General features: G+C 60.3%; 11 protein-coding genes and 1 pseudogene. 6 read left to right on the forward strand and 6 right to left on the reverse strand.

Annotated elements, in window-relative coordinates; all coding sequences use genetic code 11:
* The 6 genes and pseudogenes from MCRY_RS21610 to MCRY_RS21640 form a co-directional block, all read right to left on the reverse strand.
* Positions 1-256, reverse strand: a pseudogene (locus MCRY_RS21610) (IS21 family transposase); the annotation flags it as partial.
* Between the two features lie 961 nt (positions 257-1,217).
* Positions 1,218-3,662, reverse strand: coding sequence for a GcvT family protein (locus MCRY_RS21625; protein WP_085633756.1), 2,445 nt, complete (start codon positions 3,660-3,662; stop codon positions 1,218-1,220).
* A 36-nt stretch (positions 3,663-3,698) separates the two neighbouring features.
* Complete coding sequence (locus MCRY_RS21630) at positions 3,699-4,478, reverse strand: maleate cis-trans isomerase family protein (RefSeq protein ID WP_085633758.1); 780 nt, start codon at positions 4,476-4,478, stop codon at positions 3,699-3,701.
* Between the two features lie 2 nt (positions 4,479-4,480).
* Positions 4,481-5,368 (reverse strand): phytanoyl-CoA dioxygenase family protein, encoded by an 888-nt coding sequence (locus MCRY_RS21635; RefSeq protein WP_085633760.1) that lies wholly within the window; start codon positions 5,366-5,368, stop codon positions 4,481-4,483.
* 143 nt (positions 5,369-5,511) lie between these two features.
* The gene (locus MCRY_RS23685) at positions 5,512-5,631 is read right to left on the reverse strand and encodes an aspartate racemase/maleate isomerase family protein (RefSeq protein WP_425320145.1); all 120 of its coding nucleotides are present in this window, start codon (positions 5,629-5,631) and stop codon (positions 5,512-5,514) included.
* Positions 5,612-6,061, reverse strand: coding sequence for a hypothetical protein (locus MCRY_RS21640; protein ID WP_244897956.1), 450 nt, complete (start codon positions 6,059-6,061; stop codon positions 5,612-5,614). Before MCRY_RS21640 ends, MCRY_RS23685 begins: the two co-directional genes overlap by 20 nt.
* 171 nt (positions 6,062-6,232) lie before the next feature.
* Between MCRY_RS21640 and MCRY_RS21645 the strand changes: the two genes are divergently transcribed.
* The 6 genes from MCRY_RS21645 to MCRY_RS21670 form a co-directional block, all read left to right on the forward strand.
* Complete coding sequence (locus MCRY_RS21645; protein ID WP_085633762.1) at positions 6,233-7,012, forward strand: GntR family transcriptional regulator; 780 nt, start codon at positions 6,233-6,235, stop codon at positions 7,010-7,012.
* Positions 7,005-8,171 carry a M24 family metallopeptidase gene (locus MCRY_RS21650; RefSeq protein ID WP_085633764.1) on the forward strand — a complete coding sequence of 389 codons (1,167 nt, stop codon included), beginning with the start codon at positions 7,005-7,007 and terminating at the stop codon, positions 8,169-8,171. The genes MCRY_RS21645 and MCRY_RS21650 overlap by 8 nt, the downstream gene beginning before the upstream one ends.
* A 93-nt stretch (positions 8,172-8,264) precedes the next feature.
* Positions 8,265-9,233, forward strand: coding sequence for an ABC transporter substrate-binding protein (locus MCRY_RS21655; protein ID WP_085633770.1), 969 nt, complete (start codon positions 8,265-8,267; stop codon positions 9,231-9,233).
* A gap of 112 nt (positions 9,234-9,345) precedes the next feature.
* Entirely contained in the window at positions 9,346-10,377 is a 1,032-nt protein-coding gene (locus MCRY_RS21660; protein ID WP_085633766.1) for an ABC transporter permease, read from the forward strand.
* A gap of 10 nt (positions 10,378-10,387) precedes the next feature.
* Positions 10,388-11,449, forward strand: a complete 1,062-nt coding sequence (locus tag MCRY_RS21665; RefSeq protein ID WP_085633768.1) for a quaternary amine ABC transporter ATP-binding protein — start codon at positions 10,388-10,390, stop codon at positions 11,447-11,449.
* Between the two features lie 64 nt (positions 11,450-11,513).
* Positions 11,514-12,064: dimethylsulfonioproprionate lyase family protein (locus MCRY_RS21670; RefSeq protein ID WP_244897957.1), on the forward strand; the 551-nt coding region annotated here is incomplete at its 3' end.

Raw genomic sequence — 12,064 nt, forward strand, 5'->3', positions numbered from 1 at the left:
AAATCTGGCTCCAGTCGGGTTCGGCAAAGCGCGGAGCGTCCAGCGATGTCGTTTGCGTGAAGAGCTGCCGCTCCAGCACGGCGTCGTCTACACCCGCAACATCAGGCCAGCACAGACCAGCATCCTTGGCGCGTTCGCGATAATTCCGGACAGAACCACGGCCAACCCCGAGGCTGACCGCAATCTTACGGTCCGACAAAACCGCAGCGTATAGTCGCAAAACATCCTTGATCTTACGCATCGGCAACCTTTCCATCTCACCCTCCTGCAACCTCAAAGGCTGCAGAATAGGCACGATCAGATTGCCTCACAGACCCCCTATCCTGGGGTGGCCAGATGCACGTGGAATACGCAGTCAAAGAATTGAGGAAAGAACGTTCCTTGCAATTGTCGAGCTGCAGACGCTCCGTGAGGCGAACGATTTTACATCATCACACGTTTTTTGGGTGAGCCGCTTTATAGGCAGACCAGCTCGGAAGATGCAGGCCACCGAAAAACTGCCAGGTCGCCCCTTTGTATTCCGCAATCCCAGCCCATTGGTCTTACAGGTGCAAGATTGACGTGCAAATTACGTCGCAACAGTAGACCGTTGCAGTCTTTTGTTCTATCTCGGCGCCACAGCCAGAGCCGTCTGAGATCACCACAACCGAGAAAGTGAATGATGCCATTTGCCCTGCTTTCAGCGCTGCCATCAGCCTTGGCTGTCAAGACCGTGTCAATGATTTCACTGGCGGTGATTGTGCAGAACGACCCAGCTCGGGCCTACTCACCAGAGCTGAATATCTTCAAGTGTCACAGCGAAAAACTTCAGACACTCAAAGATCACCTTGCGCGCCCCGCATCTGTGATTTCAGGCAGCGCAAAGTGATTCAGGTATTTCGCAGGGTACTTTAAGAACTGTCTTTGCCAAGGGCGATACAACCCCACTGCCAGCATGATGCTGGTGATTGGGTTTGGAGGGTGGATCGGGGGGCAAATCGTGCCAACGCGCCGACATCCCGCAACAAATCCGAAACGCAGAGCCAGGAACAAGGGGCGTATCAACAGTCAAAAGTGGCCTTTACTGCCAAAACAGGTCTGGGCGATTCGGGAGCGGCTCGAACTGGCGGGCTATTTGTGCTATCCGGGCAAATCGTGAGTGACAGGCCATCGGGAGTGCGCTGTGATCGTCCGGGCGGGTTCGGTCAGGCGCACCGATGTCTTATTACCCGGCGATTTCAGAACTTGTTTTTTGCGTCCCAGCTGTTGATCGGATTCACTCCAATCTGAGCCCGAACACGCCGGCCCTCCACAAGAACGGCGTAGTTTCCTGAGGCAACTGTACGTCTCGTTTCACCTTCTGGTGATGAGATCATGCAAAGTCCGATCGCTGACCGACACGCCGCGCTGAACGCGCCACTGGTGACGAAGCCGACGATCTTACCGTCCCTGAGAACCGGTTCATTGTGGTGCAGGAGGGCATCGGGATCATCAAGTCGGAGCGAACACAGGAATGGTCCCTTTGCAGCTGCCTTGCGCTCCAGATAGGCGTCGCGGCCGATGAAAGGCACGCCCTTATCCGGCTTGCAGACAAAGCCCAGGCCCATCTGGTGCGGCGCGTCCGTATAAGCTAGATCGTGGCCCCAATGCACGAACCCCGCACTGATGCGGAGCGAATTCAACGCCTCACCACCCACCAGTTGCAGGCCGTGCGCTGCGCCGGCCTTCATAAGACGCTCGAAAACATGCTCGGCGAAATCGGGGGTGATGAAGATCTCCCAACCCAACTCCCCGGTGTAGGAAAGCCGCTGGGCAAAGACTGGTGCGTGACCGATGTGAAAATGTTGCAGCGTGTTGAAAGGGAAGGTGCTGGCGCTAAGGTCGAGGTCACCGACAGCAGCCAGAATATCACGCGATTTCGGACCGCAGAGCGACAGGACCGCGTAGGCCGTCGTTGCATCGTGCAGTCGCACGTCCTCGCTCGGCTGGATCAATCCACGCAGGTAGTCGCGGTCGCGCCGCGTGTGGGAAATGGCGCTCATCACCATGAAACTCTCGGGGCCATGGCGCGCGACGGTGACGTCGCTTTCGATCCCACCTCGGTCATTCAGCATGAGTGTATAGGCGACCTTTCCCACAGGCAGCGCCATGTCGTTTGTGCAGGCGCGTTGCAGGAAGGCTTCGGCATCGCGCCCTTCGACCATCAGCTTGCCCAGCATGGAATAATCGATCAGCCCCGCCGCTTCGCGCACAGCACGCTGTTCGGCCAGCATATGATCGAACCAACTTGGGCGGTGGAATGAGTGGTCATAGGTGGGCGTGGCCCCGCCCGGCGCGAACCAGCCCGGGCGTTCCCAACCCTGCACCTCGGCATAGGCGGCACCGCGCGCCTTCATCGCGTGGTAGAAGGGTGTGCGCCGCAAGCCCCGCGCCGTTTCCCGTTGCCGCCCCGGCCAGTGCATCGCATAGGTCAACACCAGGGTTTCGGGGCAGCGCTCCTGCAGATAGGGGTCGCGGGCCTGCCACGCCTCGATCCGGGCCGGGTCCATCTCGGAGAGGTCCATCGTCGGGTGGCCCGCCATGATCCAGTCGGCGAGCGCCTTGCCCGCGCCCGAGCCGGACTGAATGCCAGTGGAGTTCACGCCCGCCAGCACGAAATAGCCCTTGAGATCTGGCGCTTCGCCAAGCGTGAAACGGCCATCATGGGAATAGCTCTCGGGCCCGTTGAAAAAGGTGCGGATGCCGGTTTCCTGCAGGACAGGCACGCGGTTCATCGCAAGCTCCAGCACTTCCATCACGTCGTCCTCGACGAAGGGTAGGCTGTCGAACTCGAAGCTTTCGGGGATGCCGCGGGGGGCCCATGGCTTGGCGTGGAAATGGGCAAAGCCGAAGAGCAACTTGCCCGCGTCCTCTTTCCAGTAAGTGCCGTCGCAATAGGATCGCAGCACCGGCAGGTCAGAGGGAAGATCGGAGATCGGTTCGGTGACTAAGTAGTAGTGCTCGCAAGCGTGAAGCGGCACGCCGACACCGTTCTGTCGGCCCAGATCACGCGCCCACATTCCTCCGCAATTGACCACGCGGTCGGCCTGAATGGTGCCCTGATCGGTGCGCACGCCTTTCACCCGGCCCTGCGCGGTCAGCACCTCTTCGACCTTCACGTACTCCCGGATCTTGGCGCCATACATCCGCGCGCCCTTGGCCAACGCCTGCGTCAGGTCGATGGGGTTCGCAGAGCCGTCCGAAGGCATGTGGATGCCGCCCAGCACGCCGTCCGCATTCATCAGCGGCCAGCGTTCGGCAATCTCGGCCGTGTCCAGATAATGCGCCTCGACCCCGAAGAGCTGGGCGAAATCCGCCTTGCGCTTAAGTTCCGCCATGCGCTCGTCGTTCAGCGCGATGGAGATCGAGCCCGATTGCCGGAAACCGGGGTTTTGGCCGGTTTCCGCCTCGATCTCTTTCAAGAGCTCAACACCGTAGCTGGCAAAGGCCGTGGTGGCATGGCTGCCCTGCAATTGCCCAACGAGCCCGGCGGCGTGCCACGTCGTGCCGCTGGTCAGTGTCTTGCGTTCGAGCAAGATCACATCGCTCCAGCCGCCCTTGGCCAAGTGATAGGCGACCGAGCAGCCCATGATGCCGCCACCGATGATGACAATGCTTGCACGTTCGGGGAGCGGGGATGTCATGGCTGTCCTGTTCTTTTGAGGGGTTTCAGAGGGTGTTCAGGCGGTTTGGAACAGTCGCCCGGCGCCTGCCGGTCTGTCAGTAAGCCCCGCCAATCGCATCAGGTGCCAGGCAAGCGCCTGATTGGAGGCGATAACGGGTTTGCCAATCTGCGCTTCCGCCGCGTCGATCACCTCAAGCGCGCGCAGACTGGTGCAAGAGACGAAAACGCCTTCGACCTCAGTGCGGGCACCGATGGTCGTGGCCGCCTTCAGAATGCTCGCGCTGCTGATCCGCGCAACGGTGAAGTCGTCAGACTGGTTGAAGGAGGCCACGGCCACGGTGTGGACCCCCGCCGCATGCAGGTTGGCCTGCATTTCCAGCGTCACCTCTGGCGGGTAGGGCGTCACAAGCGCAATCCGGCTGAGGCCCAAAGCCGAAAGTGCCGCCTTGCAGGCCGTGATCGGGTTCGAGGTCTTGGCATGCGGATGGACGTCGCGGATTATCCGATCAACCTGATCTTCGCCGATCATCGTGGCCCCGGAGGTGCAAGCATATCCGATGGCGTTGAACTCAAAAGACGGTGGCAAGAGCGCGGCGGTTGCTGGCAGATCGCGCTGCATCTGGCGCAGGGTTTCGGGCGAGACCTCCATCGCGTTGGGAATGCGCGCGTGGTAAAAGGCGGTGCCGCAACCGGGCATCAGCCGCGCGAACTCAAATTCGATGGTCTGATCGGTCTGCAGCACGATCAGGCCGATGCGGGCCTTTTGGCCAAGCCCGTCATCCGTGTCGAACTCCAGCGTTTCAATCGCTGCCGGAACTGTCGTTACGTCGCTCATGTCTACATCATCGCCCCGCTGCCCGCGCCGTCAGAGCCTTCCTGCTGCGCAAAGAAAGACGTACCCTTGGGCACAGCGGGCAGTTCCATTTCATAGGCGGTGCAGCGCACGCGACCCGAAGCCTCGCCGCGCACCAACTCGTGCGTCAGCGTACTGGGCAGATGGTTGGGGCTCAGCTCGATCGCGTCCTCGGCATAGTAGGTGGTGATGTAAAGCGTGCGCGGCTGGTCCGATAGGTTGGGCGCAGAGCCGTGCAGGAGGCTTGCATGCATCAGGCAGACCGACCCGGCCTTGCCGGTGCATTTCATGATCCTGTCGCGCTGCGCGTCGATGATCGCGTCATCTACCGCGCCTGTGAACACGCCATTGTGCCAGTGAGAGTAAATCGGGCCCTTGTGGCTGCCCGGCAGCACTTCAAGCGGGCCGTTTTCAAGTGTCACATCGTCGATGAACAGCAAACAGGTGATCATGTCGTCATTGGTCATCGGCTCAAACGGGAAATCCTGATGCCATTTCACCTGTGTCGCCGAGCCGGGGAGTTTGGAGTTCACCTTGCCGTGGTGGAACCGGATGCCGGGGCCGATCAGCTCTGCACACAGATCAACGGTGCGGGCATTGCGCATGGTTGCGGCGAAAACCTCCGACACCTCTTCGGGGCTCTGCACTCGGCGCAGGGCGGGATTCTCGGCGCTGTGTCCCGGTTGAAGGTCAAACCGCGCGCGGCCATCAAGTGTTTCGCCGTAGTCATCGGTATGTGCGCGGCTTTCCTCGACCCAGGCCCCGAATTCAGCGCGCAGTGTCGCCAGTTCCTCGGGCGTCACCGCGTCCTCCAAAACCAATACACCGTCACGCCAGAAGGCGTCTTTTTGCTCCTGAGACAATGCAGCCATTGCCATTCCTCCGTTTAGGATCCGGCCATGGCCGGGTTTGGATTTGCCAGCAACAGGTCGGTGCCGGGGTTCTGCAAGATTTGGCCGAAGCCAGTGATTTGGTCGGTGATGCCTGCTCGCCGCAGGCAGCTCCAGAATTGCGCTTAGTTCGAGGTGATCACCGGCTTGCCCGCGGCGGCCACGATCTCTTCGAACACTTCTAGCGCCCGGATGTCGCCGCAGCTGAGAAAGATCGCATCGGCGTCAGGGCGGTCGAATGCCAGCGCAAACTCTTTCCAGAAGGCGGGCGTTCAAGGCACCCAGCGCATCGAGCACCCCCTGGACCAGACACATCGGCTGCGCCCAAGGCGCGCCTTTGGCGATTTCGGCCATGACCCTGTCTTCGCCGATCACGATGGACCCGCTGGTGCAGCTGTAGCTGATCACATCGGGTTTCAGGTCAGGTTGAATGCGGGCGGCTGCGTCGGCCATATGGTCGATATGAAGGGCCAGAGTTTCGTTTGTTGTGTAATCTTCGGTCTTCAATCGGGTGATGTGCACCGCCACGCCGGGCGGGACCATGTCGAAGAAATCGACTTCGGCTGCCAGATCCGTCGACATCAGGATAAAGCCCAACCGCGCCCGATGGTACCGCCCTGCGTCCAGCACGGGCGACCAGTTTTTCGATGCTACGGTGTCTCCTGTCTTGAACATGACGGTGGTTCTTTCTACTTGGGCGACGCCCGTTGCTTCGATCGTGTGGAATCTGGTATATACCACAATGTGGATTGAACGTCCAAAATAGCGCCTCGGTCAAGAGAAAAAAAATTCTTGCGCATGCTGGTATATACCACCTAACATGAACCTCGAACGGGCGGGAATCGGATGGACGCAGCGGTACAGTATCACGAAACGCATGGCAGCGGGCGGCGGGTCACGACCGACACGCCGCGTTTCCAGCAGGTTGTTCAGGACTTCAAAAGTCAGATCGCAAATGGCACCCTTGTCCAACATGCGGCCCTGCCATCGGAACGTCGCATTGCCGATGAGTATGACATCAGCCGCATGACCGCGCGCCGGGCGCTGGATGCGCTGGAGGCCGAAGGTCTTGTCTACAGCGAAGACCGGCGCGGGCGGTTCGTTTCGCCCAAGCGGGTCAGCTATGACGTATCCAAAATGGTCAGCTTCGTGGCGGAGGCCGACAGCCGGGGCCTGGCGCTTGAGATCGAGGTGGTACGGGCGATGAAGTCGCAGGCCGACGCGATGGTGGCCGAACAGTTGGGTGTGGAACATGGCGCGGAGGTCTATGCCTACACACGCCTCTTTCGAAACAACGGCCACGCGATTTTTGTCGAGACAGAATTTGTGAATGCGCGGCGCTGTCCCGGGTTTCTGGAGCATGACTTGCACCAGTCTACCACCCGCCTTCTGGAGGCGCGCTATGATCTGTCCGCCAGCGCGGGCGACATCGCGATCCTGATGCGTGCCGCGACGGCAGAGGAAACGAACCTGTTGGGCCTTGCGAAAAACAGCGCCGGGATCGAACTCACCCAGATCATCCGCGACTCATCCGGACGCTCATTCTGTTTTGGCCGTCAATTCTGGCGCGGCGAGGCGGCGCGGTTCTCAGCCCGCGCCATTGTTGAAAGGTCTGTTCATGACTGAGGCTCCAGCGCGCGGGTTTTCGGATGCTGAATTTGCGGCGCGCACGGAACGCGCACAAGCCCGGATGGCGGCCGAGGGGCTGGACGGTCTGCTCTTGATGACCGAGCCGGAGCTTTACTATTTCACCGGCTTCCAGACGCTCTTCTGGCAAAGCCCAACGCGGCCCTGGTTCCTGTTCATCCCGGCCAGCGGCAAACCCATCGCCGTGATCCCTGAAATCGGCGCAGAACTGATGCGCCGGGGTTGGGTTGACGATGTGCGCACATGGTCCGCCCCGCAGCCCGAGGATGACGGGATCAGCCTGCTGACAGAGCTCTTGTCGCCGCTGGCCAATCGCGGCGCAAGGCTGGCCCTGATGAAAGGGCATGAGACGCTTTTGCGGATGCCGTTGGGCGATTGGGAACGGTTGATGGGTGCCCTGCCGGGGATCGAGATCGCGGATGCCACTGGCCTTTTGCAGGGGCTGCGCATGGTCAAAACGCAAGCCGAGATCGAGAAGCTGGCACATATCTGCGGGATCGGCTCGGCCGCCTTTGCCGCCGTACCGGAGTTTCTGCACGAAGGAATGCCGCTCGATCAGGTGTTCCGCGAATTTCGCCGCACCGCGATCGGCATGGGGGCCGACAATGCGCCCTATGTGGTGGGGGCCGCCGATCAGGGTGGCTATGCAGACGTCATCTCGCCCCCCACAGGTCGCCCTTTGAAAAAAGGCGATGTGCTGATGCTTGATACGGGCTGTGTCTGGGACGGCTATTTCTGCGACTTTGACCGCAACTGGGCCATTGGGCATGCCGATGACGCCGCGCGTCGGGCCTATGACGTGCTGTGGCGCGCAACCCAGGCCGGTATAGACGCTGCAAGGCCCGGCGCCACCTGCCGCGATCTTTTCAACGCCATGTCGGTCGTCATTTCGGAACTGGATGACAGCGGCGGCGATATTGGCAGGCTGGGACACGGGCTGGGTATGCAACTGACCGAACAGCCATCGCATGCGGCTTTCGACATGACAGAACTGAAGGAAAACATGGTGCTGACCATCGAACCCTCGCTGAGCTACGGCGACGGGCTGATGATGGTGCACGAGGAAAACATTGTGGTCGCAAGCGGACAAGCTCGCTTGTTGACGACCCGCGCCACCCCCGAATTGCCGATTGTCTAGCAAAAGGACGCTCGACTGAACCGCTACATGAAGAAAGCCCCATGAATGGGCATCGGAGCATCACCCGAAACGCACATGAACAGGGAGATTATCATGCGCAAATCACTCACTTTCCTTGGCGGCATCGCTGCTGCTTCCATGCTGGGTACCGCAGCACTCGCCGATTGCGGCGAGGTGTCGATGACCGAGATGAACTGGCCATCGTCGCAGGTCATTACGCACACCGCGAAATTCCTGATGGAACAGGGCTATGGCTGCACCGTCGAAATGGTGCCTTCGGCGACCATCACCTCCCTCGCCTCGCTGGCCGAGAACAACGAGCCCGACATCGTGACCGAGATGTGGCTGAACTCCGCCGGTGAAGCCTTTCTGAAGCTCGAAGAGGAAGGTAAGGTCAAACGCCTGACCGAGGTGTTCAACCCCGGCGGTCTCGAAGGCTGGTGGATCCCGCAATATCTGGCAGACAAACATCCAGAACTGCAGACCGTGCAGGACGTGATGGCCAACCCCGAACTGGCCGGCGGCCGCTTCAACAACTGTCCCGTTGGTTGGGGCTGCCGGATCGTGAATGACAACATCATCGCGGCCCTTGGCCTGCGCAACAGCATGGAGGTTTTCGACCACGGCTCAGGCGAGACGCTGTCGGGTTCCATCGCTGCTGCCGCGGCGGATGAAGCGCCGTGGTTCGGCTACTACTGGGCGCCGACCGCCGTTTTGGGCAAGTACCCGATGAAGCGGTTGGAAATCGGCCCGGTGGATGCGGATATCCACCTTGCCAACCAGACTGAAGGCAATGACAACCCCGGCGTTTCGGACTTCCCAGCAGCCCCGGTTTTGACAGTGGCAACCACCGATTTTGCCGAGAGCCAGCCGGAGATCGCGGAACTGATGTCCAACGTCAGCTTTGAGATCGACACGCTGAACGCGGTTCTGGCCTGGGCGGATGAAAATGGTGCTTCCACCGAAGAAGCCGCCGTTTATTTCATCCAGAACTACTCTGACACCTGGTCAGGCTGGATCAATGACGCGGCGCGCGAAAAGCTTGCCGGCCTGATCAAGTAGGCACAGGCCCGCACCGCGTGATCGCTTAAGCGGTCGCGCGGTGCGACTTTGCAAGAAAATACTAAGCTGAGCGCACCCTGATAGGATGGGATGCGTGCCGGGAGGACAGGGCATGGCGACCTATGATGGGCTCTTTGACGCACTTGGGCTGAGAGAATGGTGCGATGCCAGCGACACCCGCAAAACGACTACCTCGATGGCCGATCTTCTGGCAAGCACCGGAAAGGTGGAGGAAACGTCCATCCTCGATCTGCCCTTTCCGTCGCTCGACGCACTGAACGATGCCTGCGCCGCCGTCATTGAATCGCGCGACGTGACCAAGGGGGTCGAAAACGGTTTTCTGGCCATCAAGGATACGCTGCGCGTCGTGCTTGACCCGTTGACCCAACCTCTGAGCTGGATCCTCGACGGGGCGCTGGCCACGTTCGAGGTGATCCCTTGGTTCTTCATGTTCCCTCTTCTGGCGCTGGTCGTCTGGTTTGCCTCCAAATCCCTGCGATTGGTGGGCTTCGTGATGGTCTGCCTTGTTTTCCTGGCCTTCGTGGACCTCTATGACCACGCGATGCAGACGCTGGCGATCATCTTTGTCTGCGCCTTCCTCTGTGTTGTCTTCGGCGTGCCCATCGGCATCGCCATGTCGCGCAACAACCGGCTGCAACGGGCGATAATCCCGGTGCTGGACATGCTCCAGACCCTGCCGCCCTTCGTCTACCTGATCCCGCTGATCTTCCTCTTCTCGGTGACCGAGCCGAAACTCTACGGCATCGCGATCATCCTCTACGCCATCGTGCCCGTCATTCGCCTGACGGACCTCGGTATCCGGCTGGTGGACAAGGATGTGATCGAGGCTGCCGACAGTTTCGGCATGACCGACCGGCAGAAGCTCTTCGGCGTGCAGATCCCGCTGGCACTCCCGAACATCATGGCCGGTGTGAACCAGACCATCATGATGAGCCTTGCAATGGTCGTCATCGCCTCGCTGGTGTCTGCCCCCGGTCTGGGCGTTCTGGTGTTGCGCGGCATTCGCAATTTGGAACTGGGCGTGGGACTGGTCTCCGGACTTGGCATCGTGCTCTTGGCGATCATCCTTGACCGGGTGACCAAGGCAGCCCTCGACCGCGTCAACGCGGCACAAAAGCACTGAGGAAAGAAACATGAGCGACAACGTCAAGGTTTCGATCCGCAACCTCTACAAGATCTTCGGGGCCAACCCGCAGGCTGCGCTGAAGCATGTGCTTGATGGCATGTCCAAGGCAGACCTTTTGAAGACGAACGGCCATGTGCTGGGCCTACGCGACATTAACGCGGACATGCGCGAGGGCGAGATCACGGTGATCATGGGGCTTTCGGGCTCTGGCAAATCGACCCTGATCCGCCACCTCAACCGGCTGATCGAACCGACATCCGGCGAGGTGGGTGTCGATGGCGAGGACGTGCTGGCCTATGGTGAAGAGAAGCTCCGCGATATGCGTCGGCAGGTCATGTCGATGGTATTCCAGAAGTTCGCGCTGCTGCCGCATCGGACCGTGGCGGAAAACGCGGGCACGACGCTGGGCGTGCGGGGTGTCTCAAAGCGAGAGTATCTGGCTGAGGCCGATAAATGGCTCGACCGTGTGGGCCTGCACGGATTTGGCAACCATTACCCGCACCAGCTTTCCGGCGGGATGCAGCAGCGCGTCGGTATCGCCCGGGCACTGACCTCGAATTCCCCGATCATGCTGATGGACGAGGCATTCTCGGCGCTTGACCCGCTGATCCGCACGGACATGCAGGACCTGCTGCTCGAGCTGCAAAAGGAACTGCACAAGACCATCATCTTCATTACCCACGATCTGGACGAGGCGCTGAAACTAGCGGATCATCTGGTGATCCTGAAGGACGGATATGTCGTCCAACAGGGCGAGCCGCAGCATATCCTGCTCAATCCAAACGATCCCTACATCGAGGACTTCGTCAGCGACATCAACCGCGCGCGGGTGCTGCGCGTGCGCTCGATCATGACGCCGCTCGATGGTCAGCCGGTGCCGCCCGATGCCCATGGCGAGGTAGGGTATGACGATACACTCGAAAGCATGATCGCCCGGTCTGGCGGGGACACGTCACACCGGTATATCGTGATGCGCGACGGTCAGCCCGCCGGCACGCTGGACATGACGAACCTGGTCAAGGCGCTGGTGCCTCGTGTCGCATCGGAAGCGGCCGCGCGGAAGTATTGAGCGGGGAATCCTTCTTTGACACACGGCCTTTTTCTCGTATGAGGAGGATATCGGCGTGAACGCGATGCCGCCCTTCTCTCTGTTGGAGGAAGTGATTCAGTGTCTCAAAGATGTCGAAGCTAACGGTTTTGCCATCGAGGAAATGCGCGTGGCCTGCCGCACCGCGCTAGAAGTCCCGGGTGAAGCCGGCAGGGCGCAGGGCCAAGTGCAAACCCATCGTCTTCTTCTCGACGATGCCATAGCCGCCATCGATTCCCCGCAACTTCAGAACCTGAAGTCTTCCTTGCTGTTGGCCAAGGATCATTTGCAATGGAAGGTGGACGACGGCGGCTACTACGACGCGGGCGACGATGTGGGCGATGGATACCGCTCGGGCAATATGCACAGCCTGCTTCTGGGGCCGCAGGATGCGTTCGTTCACTCGTCCGAGCACTTGCTTGGTCTATTCCTTTTGGCCCCTTGGACGCACTACCGCGACCACAAGCACCTCGCGCCGGAAATCTACGTGCCCTTAACCGGCCCGTCCGCCTGGCGTTTCGACCTGAAAGAGTGGGTCGATCATCCCGCTGGCCGCACAATTCTGAACCCGCCCAATATGGTTCACGCCACAAGAGT

Origin of the sequence: Marivita cryptomonadis (assembly GCF_002115725.1) — a bacterium.
GTDB classification, from domain to species: domain Bacteria; phylum Pseudomonadota; class Alphaproteobacteria; order Rhodobacterales; family Rhodobacteraceae; genus Marivita; species Marivita cryptomonadis.

Bases quoted from the DNA above. Each gene is read 5' to 3' on its own strand.
- MCRY_RS21625 (WP_085633756.1), bottom strand. From the start codon at position 3,662: ATGACATCCCCGCTCCCCGAACGTGCAAGCATTGTCATCATCGGTGGC.
- MCRY_RS21630 (WP_085633758.1), bottom strand. From the start codon at position 4,478: ATGAGCGACGTAACGACAGTTCCGGCAGCGATTGAAACGCTGGAGTTC.
- MCRY_RS21635 (WP_085633760.1), bottom strand. From the start codon at position 5,368: ATGGCTGCATTGTCTCAGGAGCAAAAAGACGCCTTCTGGCGTGACGGT.
- MCRY_RS21640 (WP_244897956.1), bottom strand. From the start codon at position 6,061: ATGTTCAAGACAGGAGACACCGTAGCATCGAAAAACTGGTCGCCCGTG.
- MCRY_RS21645 (WP_085633762.1), top strand. From the start codon at position 6,233: ATGGACGCAGCGGTACAGTATCACGAAACGCATGGCAGCGGGCGGCGG.
- MCRY_RS21650 (WP_085633764.1), top strand. From the start codon at position 7,005: ATGACTGAGGCTCCAGCGCGCGGGTTTTCGGATGCTGAATTTGCGGCG.
- MCRY_RS21655 (WP_085633770.1), top strand. From the start codon at position 8,265: ATGCGCAAATCACTCACTTTCCTTGGCGGCATCGCTGCTGCTTCCATG.
- MCRY_RS21660 (WP_085633766.1), top strand. From the start codon at position 9,346: ATGGCGACCTATGATGGGCTCTTTGACGCACTTGGGCTGAGAGAATGG.
- MCRY_RS21665 (WP_085633768.1), top strand. From the start codon at position 10,388: ATGAGCGACAACGTCAAGGTTTCGATCCGCAACCTCTACAAGATCTTC.